General features: G+C 58.1%; 13 protein-coding genes and 2 tRNA genes. 8 read left to right on the top strand and 7 right to left on the bottom strand.

The window, feature by feature from the left end; translation table 11 throughout:
- Positions 1-56: 56 nt before the first annotated feature.
- Both efp and earP read right to left on the bottom strand, forming a co-directional pair.
- A complete protein-coding gene (efp, locus tag ACE3PH_RS15735; protein ID WP_374320797.1) occupies positions 57-611 on the bottom strand; it encodes an elongation factor P in 555 nt (184 codons plus the stop codon).
- Between the two features lie 49 nt (positions 612-660).
- Complete coding sequence (gene earP, locus ACE3PH_RS15730) at positions 661-1,797, bottom strand: elongation factor P maturation arginine rhamnosyltransferase EarP (protein ID WP_374320795.1); 1,137 nt, start codon at positions 1,795-1,797, stop codon at positions 661-663.
- A 38-nt stretch (positions 1,798-1,835) separates the two neighbouring features.
- On the opposite strand from earP, the gene uvrC reads away from it, so the two are divergent.
- The 8 genes from uvrC to ACE3PH_RS15690 all read left to right on the top strand — a co-directional run bounded on the left by uvrC (position 1,836) and on the right by ACE3PH_RS15690 (position 9,078).
- Positions 1,836-3,815, top strand: a complete 1,980-nt coding sequence (uvrC, locus tag ACE3PH_RS15725; protein WP_374320793.1) for an excinuclease ABC subunit UvrC — start codon at positions 1,836-1,838, stop codon at positions 3,813-3,815.
- Positions 3,802-4,335: a hypothetical protein gene (locus ACE3PH_RS15720; protein ID WP_374320791.1), complete on the top strand. Its 534-nt coding sequence runs from the start codon at positions 3,802-3,804 to the stop codon at positions 4,333-4,335. The genes uvrC and ACE3PH_RS15720 overlap by 14 nt, the downstream gene beginning before the upstream one ends.
- Positions 4,336-4,365: 30 nt before the next feature.
- Positions 4,366-4,932 (top strand): CDP-diacylglycerol--glycerol-3-phosphate 3-phosphatidyltransferase, encoded by a 567-nt coding sequence (gene pgsA, locus ACE3PH_RS15715; RefSeq protein ID WP_374320789.1) that lies wholly within the window; start codon positions 4,366-4,368, stop codon positions 4,930-4,932.
- Positions 4,933-5,128: 196 nt separating this feature from the next.
- On the top strand, positions 5,129-5,401 hold the full coding sequence (locus ACE3PH_RS15710) for an HU family DNA-binding protein (RefSeq protein ID WP_374320787.1): 273 nt from the start codon (positions 5,129-5,131) through the stop codon (positions 5,399-5,401).
- 26 nt (positions 5,402-5,427) lie between these two features.
- Positions 5,428-5,503: transfer RNA gene (locus ACE3PH_RS15705), tRNA-Val, on the top strand.
- Between the two features lie 98 nt (positions 5,504-5,601).
- Positions 5,602-7,545, top strand: coding sequence for a peptidylprolyl isomerase (locus tag ACE3PH_RS15700; RefSeq protein ID WP_374320786.1), 1,944 nt, complete (start codon positions 5,602-5,604; stop codon positions 7,543-7,545).
- 36 nt (positions 7,546-7,581) lie between these two features.
- Positions 7,582-7,657: transfer RNA gene (locus ACE3PH_RS15695), tRNA-His, on the top strand.
- A 116-nt stretch (positions 7,658-7,773) separates the two neighbouring features.
- Entirely contained in the window at positions 7,774-9,078 is a 1,305-nt protein-coding gene (locus tag ACE3PH_RS15690; RefSeq protein ID WP_374320784.1) for a DUF6538 domain-containing protein, read from the top strand.
- Between the two features lie 62 nt (positions 9,079-9,140).
- Here the strand turns inward: ACE3PH_RS15690 and ACE3PH_RS15685 are convergent, their stop codons facing one another.
- The 5 genes from ACE3PH_RS15685 to ACE3PH_RS15665 are packed head-to-tail and all read right to left on the bottom strand — an operon-like array spanning position 9,141 to position 14,309.
- On the bottom strand, positions 9,141-9,824 hold the full coding sequence (locus ACE3PH_RS15685; RefSeq protein WP_374320782.1) for a hypothetical protein: 684 nt from the start codon (positions 9,822-9,824) through the stop codon (positions 9,141-9,143).
- Between the two features lie 24 nt (positions 9,825-9,848).
- Entirely contained in the window at positions 9,849-11,858 is a 2,010-nt protein-coding gene (locus ACE3PH_RS15680; RefSeq protein ID WP_374320780.1) for a hypothetical protein, read from the bottom strand.
- A gap of 21 nt (positions 11,859-11,879) precedes the next feature.
- Positions 11,880-13,466 (bottom strand): hypothetical protein, encoded by a 1,587-nt coding sequence (locus ACE3PH_RS15675; RefSeq protein ID WP_374320778.1) that lies wholly within the window; start codon positions 13,464-13,466, stop codon positions 11,880-11,882.
- A gap of 18 nt (positions 13,467-13,484) precedes the next feature.
- Entirely contained in the window at positions 13,485-14,006 is a 522-nt protein-coding gene (locus ACE3PH_RS15670) for a hypothetical protein (protein ID WP_374320776.1), read from the bottom strand.
- A 9-nt stretch (positions 14,007-14,015) separates the two neighbouring features.
- On the bottom strand, positions 14,016-14,309 hold the full coding sequence (locus ACE3PH_RS15665; RefSeq protein ID WP_374320774.1) for a hypothetical protein: 294 nt from the start codon (positions 14,307-14,309) through the stop codon (positions 14,016-14,018).
- Positions 14,310-15,027: the final 718 nt, after the last annotated feature.

Here is a 15,027-nt window from a genome sequence, read left to right as displayed (position 1 = left end):
TAAAGAAAAAAGGACACCAAAGGTGTCCTTTTGTCACACGAATGTGAAGACGTCGATCAGACGCGCTTCTTGTACTCGTGGGTGCGGGTGTCGATTTCGATCTTGTCGCCGTTTTCGACGAACAGGGGAACCGAGATTTCGAAGCCGGTGCCGACGATGCGAGCGGGCTTCATCACCTTGCCGGAGGTATCACCCTTGACGGCCGGTTCGGTTTCGATTTCACGCACGACGGAGGTCGGCAGTTCAACGGAGATGGCGCGGCCATCGTAGAACACCACTTCGACTTCCATGCCGTCTTGCAGGTAGCTGATGGCGTCGCCCATGTTCTCGGCTTCGACTTCGAACTGGTTGTATTCGGAGTCCATGAACGCGTACATCGGGTCGGCGAAGTAGGAGTAGGTGCACTCCTTCTTGTCGAGGATGATCTGGTCCATCTTGTCGTCAGCCTTGAAGACCACTTCGGCGCCAGCGCCGTTCAGCAGGTTCTTCATCTTCATGCGGACGGTGGCAGCGCCACGGCCGCCGCGGCTGTATTCAGTCTTCAGCACGACCATCGGGTCCTTGCCCTGCATGATCACGTTGCCAGCGCGGATTTCTTGTGCGAGTTTCATGGTGGAGTCCCGATGTCTGATCTGGGGGAAATATCCAAAGCTTTCGATTCTAGCTCGACTGGGTGACAAAATCACCAAGCTGGGTGACCAGATCGGGCATTTCTGCCAGGGTTTTGACAGACTGGCGCCCGAATTCCGCCCACCTGGGGTCATCCAGCAAGGAAATCAAGTCCTGCAGGTCATTGGCCGGGCCGAGCGCATTCCATGCCTTCCACACGCGGGTGAGCCGGCTTTGGAGGTCTGGTGGCCAATGCGCTGTCCAGCGCTCCAGAAAAGCATCGAGCTTGTAAGCGTGCACGCCATCGTCTTGCGGATAGATGTTCCAGATGTGCGGGCGGTCGGCCCAGATGGCGCGCACGGCCGAGTCTTCTCCGCGGACCAGGTTCAGATCGCAGGCCCAGAGCAGCTTGTCGAATGCCGTCTGGGGCAGGTGGGGCAGGTAATGCAGATGAACGGCCCCGGTGTCCGCCCGGCCGTCTTGCCAGGCCTGGGCCAATTGGCTGGCAGGGCCCGGTGTCAGCATGACCCGGTAAGGCGTTGGCGCGGCCGCCAGTTGGTCGAGCAGCGATGCCATCGGCGCGTGGTCGTAGCAAAACACCGAGACCAGTCGTTCGCCATCGGCCAGCGGCGCTGCACCGAGTTGCCGAAGCCAGTTGGCTTTGGCTGAGGCAGACTGGGTGAAGGCCGCGCGTTCTGCCAGGAGCCCTGGTTCACGCAACAGCCCGCCTGTGGCGCGAGTGAAGCCAGGGTAGTAGAACCATTTGGTCAGGCCGACGCCCGGACCGTTGAAGACGGGCGAGGGCAGGGCATGACAGCGCTCAACCCAGTCTTCTGCGCTCAGGTATTCCAGGTTGATCCACTTGGGGGCGTCTTCACGCAGCAGCATGGCGGCCACGAAGGCATCGGGCGGGTTGCAACCAAAGGCCTCGATCACCACTTCACCCGGGGTAACTTCCACAGGTTGCCCTTGCTGGTCAAGGTAGCGCATGTCCTGCGCATCAGCCCAGTCCAGTACCGAGATCGCAGACGGGCGGCTTTCTTCCGGCGCCATCCAGCTCAGTGCGCAGGCGTCGTCCACCCACAGGCGCACGGTGTGCCCTCGGTCGGCCAAGTCGCGACACAGGCGCCAGCACACGCCAATATCTCCAAAGTTGTCGATGACTCGACAGAAAACGTCCCACAGCATGGTGTCGATTATGGTGAGTTGTCCGCGACAATCGCGGCATGACGTCATCAGTCGAACACGAATCTGATTCCGGCGCCACACTGCCAGATCAAACCAGCGCAGAGGAGCGCGCCAAGGTCTGGGAGCGCCTGCTCACCGAGGTGGCAGCCTTGCCTGGCTTGCCGGGGGTCTACCGCTATTTCGATGCCCGCGGCGACGTGCTCTATGTCGGCAAGGCCAAAGACCTCAAGCGCCGGGTCTCCAGCTACTTTCACAAGAATCACGGTGGTACCCGCATCGGCCACATGGTGTCGCGCATTGCGCGCATGGAAACCACCGTGGTGCGCAGCGAGGCCGAGGCCTTGCTGCTTGAAAACAACCTGATCAAGACGCTCAATCCGCGGTTCAATATTCTGTTTCGCGATGACAAGAGCTACCCCTATCTGAAAATTTCAGGGCATCAGTTTCCGCGGTTGGCTTACTACCGTGGGGCGGTCGATCGCAAGCACCTTTATTTCGGCCCATACCCCAACGCCTGGGCGGTCAAGGAAACCATCCAGTTGCTGCAGAAGGTATTTCAGCTGCGCACCTGTGAAGATTCGGTTTTCAATAACCGCTCCCGGCCTTGCCTGCTGTTTCAGATCAAGCGTTGCAGCGGCCCTTGCGTCGGCATGATCAGCGACGAGGACTATCGCCGCACCGTCGGGCAGGCTGAGAAGTTCCTGCTGGGCGAGCAGCAGGAGGTGATGGCAAGCCTGCAGGCACAGATGATGTCGCACGCCGAGCGGCTCGAATACGAGAAGGCGGCCGAGATCCGTAATCAGATCAGCGCGCTGTCTGCCGTGCTGCACCAACAGTCCATTGAAACCGTCATGGACAAGGATGTGGATGTGCTGGCCGTCAAGGTGCACGGTGGCCGAGCCTGCGTCAACCTGGCCATGGTGCGCGGTGGGCGTCACCTTGGTGACCGCGCCCATTTCCCCGTGCATGTGCAAGACCATGTCGCGGTGCGCGATGACCTCGATGGGGACATGCCGGCCGAACCCGCTGTGTCAGGTGATGACTTGGTGCACGCCACCGAGGTCAATGTGCTGGAGGCCTTCCTGGCGCAGCATTACCTGGGTGGCGCCGTGCCGTCCTTGCTGATTCTCAGCCATCCGGTTGACCCGGAGCTCGTCGAGGCCCTGAGCGAGGAAGCCGGCCACAAGGTTCACATCGTCACCCAGCCGAGGGAGGAGCGCCGAGCGTGGCTGGACATGGCCATCAAGGGGGCAGAGCTGTCTCTGGCCCGACTCTTGAGCGAAGAAGGTTCGCAGCAGGCGCGCACCCGCGCCTTGGTCGACTCGCTGGACCTGGCGCTGGAGCCGGACGGGCAGGGCGGTGACCCGCTTGCAAAGCTTCGTATCGAATGTTTCGACATCAGCCACACGGCCGGCGAAGCAACCCAGGCATCATGCGTGGTCTACGAACAGCACAGCATGCAGCCCTCTCAATACCGCCGCTACAACATCACAGGCATCACGCCGGGCGATGACTACGCTGCCATGCGGCAGGCGCTGGAGCGGCGCTACGGCGCTATGAAGCCCGAGCAGTTGCCCGGGCTGGTGCTGGTCGATGGTGGCAAAGGGCAGGTGGCCATGGCGCGCGAGGTTTTCGAGTCGCTGGGCCTGGATCTGTCCATGATCGTCGGCGTGGAAAAGGGCGAAGGTCGCAAGGTGGGCCTGGAAGAGCTGGTCTTTGCCGATGGCCGATCCAAGCTTCAACTTGCACCGACCTCTGCGGCGTTGATGCTCGTGGCCCAGATTCGAGACGAGGCGCACCGGTTCGCCATCACCGGCATGCGGGCGAAGCGAGCCAGCGTGCGCACCGGCAGCAGCAAACTGGAAGAAATTCCTGGGGTTGGCCCCAAGAGGCGAGCCAAGTTGCTGCAACGCTTTGGTGGTGTGCGTGGCGTTGCATCGGCCAGCGTGGATGAGCTGGCCACTGTCGATGGCATTTCAAAAGATTTGGCTGAGGAGATATACCGTGCCTTGCGTTGAAACTTCTTCGTGGCGCCGTGCGCTGGTCGTGGCATCGACCGTGCTGGTGTCGGGCGTGTCGGGTTGGCTGGCGGGCTGCGCCACCCAGGAAACCCCGGCGGGTACGCCGGCAGGCAAAGGCGTTCAGAAAGAAAGCCGGGACACCGGTTCCCGGGCGGCTGGCGGCGGCATCCTGCCTGCGCCGGCTTCGCCTCGCAGCATGGCCGATGCACGCTTGCAGGCGGCCAAGCGTCTGGTTGCAGCCAACCCGGACATGACCTACACCGGCAAGCCGCCCGATATCCTGAAAGCCATTCCCGTGCTGACCATCGAACTCAACGGCGATGGCAGCATTCGGCATATTGAAGTGATGCGCTACCCAAGCCAGGCACGCGAAACCGTGGACATGGCCATCAAGGCGGTCAAGCGTGCGGCGCCGTTTGGCGACGTGTCCCGCCTGCCCAAGCCATGGCGCTTCAATGAGACCTTCCTGTTCAACGATCAATACAAATTCAAGCCCATGACGCTCGATCAGCGTTGAAGCATGCACGCTTCACGGCACAATGGGGGCATGTTTCTGACCTTGCCAACCTTGCTCACGTGGGCGCGCATTGTGGCGATCCCACTGATCGTCGGGCTGTTTTACCTGCCCCTGCCCATGGCCCAGATTAATCTGCTGGCCTGTGGTTTGTTCATCATCGTCGCGCTGACTGACTGGGCAGATGGCTGGTTGGCTCGGCGGCTCAACCAGACATCGTCATTCGGGGCATTTCTCGACCCGGTGGCAGATAAATTCCTGGTATGCGCGTCCTTGTTGATCCTGCTGCAACTGGGGCGGGTCAATGCCCTGGTGGCGCTCATCATCATCGGGCGTGAAATTGCCATTTCTGCCTTGCGGGAATGGATGGCTCAAATTGGCGCCTCACGCAGCGTGGCTGTGCACATGCTGGGCAAAGCCAAGACGGCGGTGCAGATGGCAGCCATTGTGTTGCTGCTTTACGACGCACCTGTCCTGGGTTTGATTGACGCCCATGTCTGGGGTACCTGGCTGATATACGCTGCCTGTGGGTTGACCATCTGGTCGATGGTGTATTACCTGCAGAAAGCACTTCCGGCTATCCGTGCCAAAGCGGGTTAATCAAGCGAATTCATCAGCTTGTGTCAAGCGTGCATACACGCTGCACCTGAGAGCAGAAGCGGTCTAGATTCCGCATAGAATGAACTTTCGAATTCCTGCAGTGGAGATTACGGTGAGGCCATTCCCGGCTTCGTCGCTGTGAGTACACACAGGTTTGTGGAACAGGTTTTGTGGCACCTTCAAGAGGGGATTTTTCGTGAACAAGTCCGAGTTGATTGAACACATTGCTAAGCAAGCTGACATCTCCAAGGCAGCAGCCGGTCGCGCACTTGACGCGGTGATCGGTGGCGTGCGCACCACCCTGAAGAAGGGCGGCACGGTTTCTCTGGTTGGTTTCGGCACTTTCGCCGTGACCACCCGCGCTGCGCGCACGGGTCGCAACCCCCGCACGGGCGCTGCCATCAAGATCAAAAAGGCCAAGGTGCCTAAGTTCCGTCCGGGCAAAGCCCTGAAGGACGCCGTGAACTGAAGTAGAATCTCGGTTTCCGGTCTGTCGGGTGCTTAGCTCAGTTGGTAGAGCGGCGCCCTTACAAGGCGTAGGTCGGGGGTTCGAGCCCCTCAGCACCCACCACCGATAGAACAAGAAGCAAAGGCGAACACAGGTTCGCCTTTGTGCTGTTTGCCTATCGGTTTTTTGAACCAGCCAGCCGGTTCGCCCGGCGTCATCTCATGTTTGATTTTGTTCGCAAGCACAACCGCATCCTCCAGGGCGTTCTGTTGCTGCTGATCCTGCCCTCGTTCGTCGTTTTCGGTATCCAGGGCTACTCCCGCTTCATGGATGACCAGGCGACCGTGGCGAAGGTGGCAGGGCAGAGCATCTCCCAAAATGAATGGGACCAGGCTCAGCGCCGCATCGTCGAACGCGAGCGTGCACAGCGCCCTGACGTTGACGCATCCTTGTTTGACAAGCCCGAGTTCAAGCAACAGGTGCTGGACTCGCTGGTTCGTGAGTACGTATTGAGCGTGTCTGCGCGTGACCAGGTTCTCGCGGTGCCTGACTCGCGCATGATGCGTCTGTTCTCGCAAGACCCGCAATACGCGTTCTTGCGCAAGTCTGACGGCAGCCTGAACAAGGCCTTGCTGCAGGCCCAGGGGATGAGCGCCGCGCAGTTTGCTGACCGTCTGCGCCTGGACCTGTCGGTGTCGCAGGTGCTGGGTGGCGTGGCATCCAGTGCGCTGCCCTCCAAGGAGGCCAACCGCCAGGCTGTGTCGGCCCTGCTGCAAACCCGCGACGTGCAATGGGTCAAGATTGATCCGAAGTCGTTCGCTGCACAGCTGAACCCGACGGTGGACCAGTTGAAGGCCTTCTTTGCTCAACCGGCCAACGCCAAGCAGTTCACCATGCCTGAAAAGGCGGATGTCGAATACGTGGTGCTGGACGTGGACTCCCTGAAGTCTCAGGTGACGGTCAACGAAGATGATCTGCGTCGTTCGTATCAAGAGAACATTTCTCACTACACCACGGCAGAAGAGCGCCGTGCCAGCCACATCCTGATCAAGGCTGAAAAGAGTGAGCCGGCTGCCAAGCGTCAGGCTGCCAAAGCGAAGGCCGAGCAACTGCTGGCCGAGCTGCGCAAGAACCCAGGCGAGTTCGCCGAGCTGGCCAAGCGCAACTCCGATGACGAAGGCTCGGCTGCCAATGGCGGTGATCTGGACTACTTCGGTCGTGGCGCCATGGTCAAGCCGTTCGAAGATGCCGTCTTTGGCATGAAGAAGGGTGAAATCAGCGGCGTGGTGGAGAGCGACTTCGGCTACCACATCATCAAGCTGACCGATGTTCGTGGCGGTCAGGCTCAGCCCTTTGAAGCTGTGCGTGCGCAACTGGAAGAAGATGCACGCAAGCAACTGGCTCAACGTCAGTACGCTGACGCTGCCGAGAAGTTCACCAATGGTGTGTACGAACAGTCTGACTCTCTGAAGCCGATCGCTGATGAGCTCAAGCTGAAGGTGCAGGTCGCCAAGGATGTGCTGCACAACCCGGGCAAGGCCGATCAGGGCGTGCTGAGCAACGCTCGCCTGTTGCAGGCCTTGTTTGACGAAGCCAATCGCGCCAAGGGCCGCAACACCGAAGCGATTGAAGTGGCCCCGAACAAGATGGTGTCGGCCCGCATCGTGAAGTACAGCCCGGCAGCCGTGCCGTCTTTCGAGCAGGTTCAAGCCCAGGTGCGTGAGCGCTGGATTGCTGCCGAGTCGCTGAAGCTGGCCCGAAAGGATGCCGAGCAGAAGATGGCTGCCTGGAAGCAGGCGCCTGACAAGGCCGTGCTGCCTGCTGCGGTGCAGATGTCTCGCCGCACCATGTTCGCTCAACCGCCCGCTGTGCTGGATGCCGTGCTGCGCACGCCTGTGCCTGCTCAAGGCCCGGCCTGGACGTTGGTGGACCTGGGCGCCGAGGGTACGGCGCTGGTGAAGATCAACAAGATCCTGCCGCTGCAACTCACTCCGCAAGAAGTGGCCGAGAGCGAGAACCAGTACGCTGCCTACTGGGCACGTGCCGAAGCTGAGGCCTACTACCAGTCGCTCAAGACCAAGTACAAGGCCGAACTGTTGCACGAAGGCAAAGCCATCAACGACAAGGTGCAATCTGCACAAAAAACCGCATCGGCCTCGCAATAAGCTGAAAAACGCGCTATACTTTATGTCTCTTCTGCGGTGGCTGTAGCTCAGTTGGTAGAGTCCCAGATTGTGATTCTGGTTGTCGTGGGTTCGAGTCCCATCAGCCACCCCACCGCATATTGACCTCGTGTCCAAGTGCCTGATTTCTAACGGAATCAGGCACTTTTTGTTTTGAGCTTCCCATAAGTTGTCACACAGGCTGCCACACAGCACGGTGTCACAACTGCAATGAAAGCTATCGGCGAACTCATCTACGAACGCGGCCAACGCGCTACCAAGTACCTGCGCATGCGCATCCCCGCCGATGTCCGCTCAGGCTTTCCTGTCGGCAAGACCCATATCACCCGAAGTCTGGCCACCTCTGACCTGCATCAAGCCAAGCAGCGTGCGCGCCTGCTGCTGGCCACACTCGAGCAAGACTTCAGCCGAATTCGCTGGCAACAGACCCAGCGAGCCCAGCGCTTGATCTCTCCAGGGCTGACCTCAGAAAACCATCGGCAGCCCCTGCCTGAGTGCCTTGCCAACAGCTCAACCGTGCATGCCCCCAACCAGGGGCGCTGGCCCCTCTTGGCGGCGCCACTCATACAGCCCTCGCCACCGCCAAGCACCCACGAGCCTGCATCCAACGCCTTGTGTGCTCACGTCATGTCCTTGATGCAGCAAGCTCGGCTGGCTGAGGCGCTTGAGGTTCTCCAGAGCGCACTTGCGCCACCGACCGCGCCCCCCGCGCCCGTGTTGCACCTGAGCGCCCCGGCTTGTGTGCCTCCCGATCCTGCTGCACAGCAGACGTTGCCCGCTGAACCTACAGTGCCGCCTGGCTGGGATGAAGTCTTCGCGAAGTGGCGCGACTTTGTGCCAGAGCGCCCCCGATCAACTGCCATCGCCGCACAAACGCCATGGAGAGCGCTGCAGCGCTTCATGGATGAACGGCTACCGTCAAAAGCCTGTGCTTCTCCAACCCTGGTGACCGCCGAGGACACGACAGCCTTTGCAGAGCACATGCGCACCAGCGGCCTGGCCGTGGACACCATCAACGAGCGACTCTCCAAGATCAAGGCAATCTACAAAATAGCCGTCGGCCGTCATCTGCTGCCTCACAATCCGGCAGCGAATACGCTGGGCTTCAAGGAGAGTTCTGCCCAGCGACGCCGCAAACGCCGCCTGCCCTTTGACGTGGCCGACCTGCAGTTGATATTTGGCTCAGCTATCTACACAGAGCACGTGCGCTCATCCGGTCAGTCGGGCGAAGCCAGCTTCTGGCTGCCACTGCTGCTCTTCTACACCGGGGCTCGCCCCGAAGAGGTGGCCGGTCTGGCCATAGCCGATGTGGTGCATGACAAAGCGCATGGTTGGTACTTCAACATCATCGACCGTCCCACGTCGGAAGATAGCCAACTCTTCGATGCCGTGCCGGTCAGCCATCGACGTACCCTGAAAAACGGTCACTCGATCCGCCGCGTGCCAGTCCGCAGAGCACAAGGCGCTGTTCGAGCCGTGGTGCGACTCAATAACGAAAAAGCCCGCGATGTTTGATTTCGCGGGCTTGATGCAGAGTGGATGAGCATCCTGTGCTTCAGGATGCTTTGCACATGGGGTTATTCACCATCAACTTGTGCAACTTGCTTTGGCTTTTCATCCTTGGAGGCCGGTGCCTTTACCCCAACCGCAGTGAAGATTGCGGGCATCTTGCCGGCGATGCTAGATGCGGTCGACACTTGATTGGTCAGGCTGGACATCGAATCCTTGACGCCGCTTACCTTGGACATATTCATCGGATTAGATGAAAGGCTGCTGACCAGGCCTTGCCCCTGCTCAAGCAGTGCTTTGTCCTTCAAGAGTGCCAGCATGAAGTTGTAAGCGGAAGCGGCCAGCGTGTCTCGTTGTTGGCCCCCCATCTTCTTGATGTTGGCATCCGTGTTGGAGTTGTTCATGGCCTCATTGACCGCGGCGGCTTCGGACTTGTGCAACTCAGTCATCTTGGCCTGCTTTTCGGCAGAGTCTGTGACAGCGTTTGCAGCCTTGCGTTGTGCCTCAAGTTCAGCAGCCTTTTCCTTGGAAGAGAGTGAAACAGCGAGCAACGCCAGTGAGTTGTTCATCAGCTTCTCTGCGGACTGAGCGGACTTGATGAATTCTTGGGGATCCGCGGAAGCGGTTGTACTGCTGCTGTTACTGCTTCCACCAAGGCCGCCCATCATCTTGCCCAACTGAGCATTGGCAGAAGAGGTCGTCAATACGCCCAGGGCACTTGCGACGAGAATGGCCAAAACCTGTTTTTTCATAATGTGCGATCTCCTGTAATAGGATCATTGAGGGGGGAGTGAGAGTTTGTCGACAGCTTTTTCAAGAACACCGCGTGCCTCATCAAGCACATCTGCTTGGAACAAGCGGTTGGTGTCATCGGGCGAAGTAGTCGTCGCGTAATAGCCAGTGCTCTTGAACTGACTTTCGAATGTGATTCGGGCTTGAACTTCTTCAGCTTTTTTCACGCGCAAGGTATAGCGGGAGACGATGGGGCGTTCGCACTGTTGGCTGCATTGCTCAGCGCCAACATTCACCCGCTCGACAGGCTGAATGCAATAGGTGACGGCAGGGACATCCCAAGGAAACCGCCCAGAGAACCCGCTTTGAAGTCCGATGATGCCTTCTGTCAGCTGTGATGCATCAGGTGCGTACAGCATTGCTGGCATCTTCTGCCCCAATAGCCAACCAGTCATCTCCATCAGCGCTGGCGTGCGCATGTTCCCAAGCGTTTCGACAGGCCCACATGCAGCAACCGAAACAGCGCTTCGTGCCGGCGTGCCTAATTGCTGCACTTCAAACAGATCACCGGCGGCAACCTTGTCATGCCCTGCATCAACCGGAAGCCCCTGCTTGAGCGTCGTCGGAGACTGGCCTGTGAATATGTCAACGCTGGCCTCGACCGTTGGCAGGAAGATGTCTTTCGTTTCCTTGCCGAGGCGTGCCTTGGACTTACGCAAGATCACGCCTGACTGGTGTTGACCATACACTCGTCCTTGGCTGTTGACCTGATAGGTGTCGCCACTGCTACCAACAATCTCTGCACGAACGCGCTTGAGCTCCCCGACATGCGCGAGCTTCTTGGCCAGGTCAGCCAAGGCATTCTTGATGCTGACTTCGCGGCGCTCCTCGAACCCAGCACCAATTCCTCGGATGATCTTGTCGTTAATGACATCGACACCAACAGCGCTAAAGACAATACGGCCGCTGTTGTCAATCACGTCCGCAAATGCTCGGGTCTCGTAGCGGCGCAGTTTCTCGAAATCGAGGTTGGTGCCTGCTTCGTAGTAAAGCGTGTCGGGTATACGCACGCGCACGATCAAGCTCGGTGGGCGGCGCCCTGCAGACTGTGATGTGCTTAACTCGACTCCGTCTTGCTCACGTACGGTCTGCAGCAACTGTGTAAATCCGGTATTGATTTGCACGACCGATAAGGGGGCCACATCCCCAAGCAACTCTGAGAACAGGCGGGCGATGTAATCCTTTGCATAGCCAGTCGGAAGCTTTTCGACCATGACTGCGACACTTGGACGGTCCTGTCCAGAGGCTGGATGTGCACTGAACTTGTGAAAGGCCGCGCCCAGGTTCAGGTTGGATGCAAGTACCGGCTTCGCTACCGAGTAGTTCTCAGCTGCATAAACGACCTGAATCAAATTGTCTGCACTGTCCTCAATGCTGTCGCCTGCAGCCAGTCCCTGACGGTAGCCTGCGTCTAGTACCAGCAATTCGCCAGAGCGGTCGGTTAGATGGGTCTCAATCGTTACCGGTTGGAACTGCTTGGGGGCTGCTGACATCAGGTCCTTGATCAGTGTGTCCAGTGCTTGCTGAAACAACTGACTCCGTTCCCCATTCAGATCACTGTTGTTGGCTGCCACCGCTCGGCTGATGATGGTGCGTGTCAGCGTAGTCAGGATCTCACCTGAAACCACATTTGTGAAATACACACTACCAGTGAGCGTGGCGACAACGTCGCTATTGCCATTGCCTTTGTCGACCACGAAGCTGTTGGCGCGTGTGACGTGAAACGACACTGCAAAAGTGTTGCCTGCGGTGCTCTGATTGAGGTTGCCTACGCGCGGACCGAAAGCCTGGGCCAGCGCATCATGGATCTGTCCACTAAGTGCTCCAGCAGATTGCCCTTGGACCAACTGTCGAAACAGTGGATCCAGCTTGGAGTCGGTGCTGGCGTCGTAGAAGAATCCACGCACAGGGAATACCTTCGCTTCCTGCCCACTCATGCAGGTAAGTGGAATCAAGATGGCAAGCGAACTCAGCAAACGCGGGTAGGTACGCATGATCAGATATCCACTGTGGACTTACTTTTTGCCTCGGGCTGGTGCAGGGGCGGCGCAGCTGTTCAGGCACAGAACCACGGTCTCACCTTGTGTTGTTCCGTCCAATGTTCTGGCAGCAAAGGCGGGTTGGCTTGAGACAGCGCCGTAGACCTGCTCCATTGCGTCGACCTTGCCCTTGAGGGTTAGCGTGGCGCTGATGAGAGCGTCAGAACTTTCCTTGGTTTCAACGTCGGTTGCGCCAGGGATCTGCTGAAGTGCCTTGGCAAAGGCCATCCGCAGTGGCAGAGTGAGTCCCGGGCCCTTGAATTCGACTGTGTACTGGCGTCCTCGTGCTGCGCGGTCGGCCCAGTAACCCAGGGTGCGGTTCGCAAACTCTGGGGCCAACATGTTCGCAATTTTTGTGGATGCGCTGGCAGCGCAGTCTTCGATGTTGCGGCCTGCAGCTTCGGTGCTTTGTGCTGCTGAGGAGATTTGTTCAGAGCCGGCTGTCGCAAAAACTTTCAGTTCAGCTGTCACCGTGCATGTCTGCATTCCCGTTGCTGGATTGATCTCTCCACCGACCACAGTGGACGAGCCCACCATCAGGAAGTCTGCTTTTGACTTGCGAGCGAACTCCGCAAAATTCGCCATTTCAGCGCTATTGCTGAGGGTGCTCAGCGTAATCTTTCGATCACCAAAGAACTTGCTTCGGGTGATGGATGAGTCGAGCAAACGCATGTCGTAGTCACGCAGATGCCCGCTGAACGCGGCCAAGAATACCGAGTTTGGCGTAGGCTTCGAGGTGTCTTGATATTCGACCAGCTTGCGATAGGACTCCTTCTCATGGCTTTGCGCACTGACGTTCGCTTGATAGCTTGACGCGCTTGCTGATTTCGCCGAGGAAGATGCAGCTAAGCTGTCTTTGGCGTTGTAGCTGGCCGCGTTGGAGCTCTTGCCATTGAAGTTGCTACTGGCGGAAGCTGCACCCGCGCCATAGGAATCCTGAACGGCAACTGCGCTTCTCGATGCACCTGCGACCTGAGTAGATGACGCTTGCGCTGCGTTCACACTTGAAGAGGCCGCTACAGCAGACTGACGCGAAGCGGAGCTTGCGCTCGCGGCGCGAGTCGTGTCTTTGTATGAGGTCCCGGCATCATATGAATACTCGGTCAGCTCACGGAGGGGTACCTTCAAATCTCGAGTACTGGTGACGAACTCGTCAACCAGCATCAGAATTGAAAAGCTACGGTCATTGAGCTTGTCTAGCTCGGTGCCGCGAATAGCATTCTTGATCTGGCGACGGTCGACATTGGCCTCAATACGGGTAACAAAGTCAGCCCCTTCGCGGACTTCTTCGCGCACACGCACATCGCGCAATTGCTTGGCTACTTCGTTGACAATTGGCGCGTAGCGGCTGTCACTTGCATCTAGTGCGGTGGCATCTTTGATTGCCTTGATGACCGCGTCACGCATGGCCTCTTGCTTGGCAGCATTTCGGATCGATGCTGCGTCGCCTGCACCAATAGCCGTACGGCCCTCGCCAACGACCAGATTCTGCGCTATAGCGGAAACTGAGGCCAAGGTTGCAGCCAACGCCAGGCTGAGTGCATGTAGGGGCATTTTCTTCATGGCTTTTTGTCCTGTTGGTTACTTATTCGCAGGCATCTGAATAACAACGTCACCTGCGCGCAGAACTTGCTGCCCGTCCTTTTCTTGGATGGACACTTCCGCTGTGTCGCTTTTGACCTCCTGCGCGCTCTCCTGTTTGGCTTTGCGATCAGGGAAGTGGGTTTTCATCAAGGACTCGTAAGCAGACATCCCCTTGATCGGCTCGAGGTTTGTGTTGCCGTCAATCTGCGTGTCGTCCTTGAGGCCCTTATTGATGGCTTTTTCAAGTGCGCCTAGCGCGGCGTTCTTGTCGCCAGCCTGTGCCTGTGCTTGTGCCAATACGAAGAATGCTTCGTAGTGGTCAGGGGCTTTCTCGCTCCACTTCTGTGCAATCTGTGCTGCGCTGCTGTAGTTCCGGGCCGTCAAGGCAGCGGTTGCATCTGTCTTGAGTTTGTCTGCGCTAACGAACATGTCGCAGGCACCGAGCGCGAAGCACAGGCAGAGCACGGCCGCAGCGCGGCCAACGATACGTCCGGAGACGTCGTTGAAAGAGTATTTCATGGGGGATCCTCAGTGAGGGAACAACTGGATGGTGTAGGCGCGGCCGTACTGGCTCTGGCACACGCCGGACAAGGTCTGCAAGCCATAGCCCACAGCGGTGTCGTTGCGCACCGGCACGATACAACTCAGGGTTGCACCAAATGCCTGAAGGCGCCCGTTGATCGTGAAGCGGCGTTCGCAAGCGGCACTGGGGTCATCCCGGCATTCATCTGGCTGGACATGCAGTCGTCCTGCTGTCGAGCCATCTGCCCTGTTTACTTCAAATTGAGCTTGCCCACGCGCGAACTGCGCTTGCAGTTGCAAGGGAAGTTCACTCTGTCCGGCATTCTGTGCATATAGCTCAATGCGCACGTACGGCGACAGATCGGGGGTAGTCGAGAGAACCGGCCCAGGTGGCGCAGGAGGAGGTGCTTGCACCTGCGGTGCGGGAGGGGTAGAACATCCCGCCCCAAAAACGCTGAAGGCGACAGCGGTTGCCAATTTGAATTTCATTTTTTCCAACCTGATTTCATTTTTTTAGTGGTGAAAATGTAAGCGACTTTCACAACTGGAAACAGTCAACTAGTTCACATTTTTTGTCTTTTGCGATGTCAGATGACCTGGTGAATGCTCCTTTGTCCGAATTTGCGACATGTTTCGTTGAGGAAAGACTCTTGAAGTACTTCGTTGAATTGCGCACACGGCTAAACGTCATTTGCGCTCGTTTATAGGCAATGCGGATGCCTGATTTATCGCTTATCAGATTATTTGATTTTTAATCATGGCATACGCGTAATGTTGTGTAAAGGTAGGGTTGCTTCGCTATGGCTATTTGCTTCTCAGATGTACTACTTTGACCAAGATGACTGAATTTCCGAATCTGTCGTGCTGATAAGACTCATCTCTGAGTCGCCATGAAGCGCCCCGGGTTTCGCAGAGGCCAGTTGGTTTAAGTCAGACGGTCGCGGCCTGACCAGCGCGTTGTTGGTGGTAGTTTGCCTCGAACTCTGCGGGCGGGACATTACCAAGTGGCCCCATCAAC

The organism is Aquabacterium sp., assembly GCF_041909175.1.
Taxonomy (GTDB): Bacteria; Pseudomonadota; Gammaproteobacteria; order Burkholderiales; family Burkholderiaceae_C; genus Aquabacterium.
Note: the sequence above shows the minus strand (reverse complement) of the source record. Positions and strands in the feature narration are given on the sequence as shown.

Coding starts and splice junctions, on each gene's coding strand:
- efp (WP_374320797.1), bottom strand. CDS start 611: ATGAAACTCGCACAAGAAATCCGCGCTGGCAACGTGATCATGCAGGGC.
- earP (WP_374320795.1), bottom strand. CDS start 1,797: ATGCTGTGGGACGTTTTCTGTCGAGTCATCGACAACTTTGGAGATATT.
- uvrC (WP_374320793.1), top strand. CDS start 1,836: ATGACGTCATCAGTCGAACACGAATCTGATTCCGGCGCCACACTGCCA.
- pgsA (WP_374320789.1), top strand. CDS start 4,366: ATGTTTCTGACCTTGCCAACCTTGCTCACGTGGGCGCGCATTGTGGCG.
- ACE3PH_RS15700 (WP_374320786.1), top strand. CDS start 5,602: ATGTTTGATTTTGTTCGCAAGCACAACCGCATCCTCCAGGGCGTTCTG.
- ACE3PH_RS15690 (WP_374320784.1), top strand. CDS start 7,774: ATGAAAGCTATCGGCGAACTCATCTACGAACGCGGCCAACGCGCTACC.
- ACE3PH_RS15685 (WP_374320782.1), bottom strand. CDS start 9,824: ATGAAAAAACAGGTTTTGGCCATTCTCGTCGCAAGTGCCCTGGGCGTA.
- ACE3PH_RS15680 (WP_374320780.1), bottom strand. CDS start 11,858: ATGCGTACCTACCCGCGTTTGCTGAGTTCGCTTGCCATCTTGATTCCA.
- ACE3PH_RS15675 (WP_374320778.1), bottom strand. CDS start 13,466: ATGAAGAAAATGCCCCTACATGCACTCAGCCTGGCGTTGGCTGCAACC.
- ACE3PH_RS15670 (WP_374320776.1), bottom strand. CDS start 14,006: ATGAAATACTCTTTCAACGACGTCTCCGGACGTATCGTTGGCCGCGCT.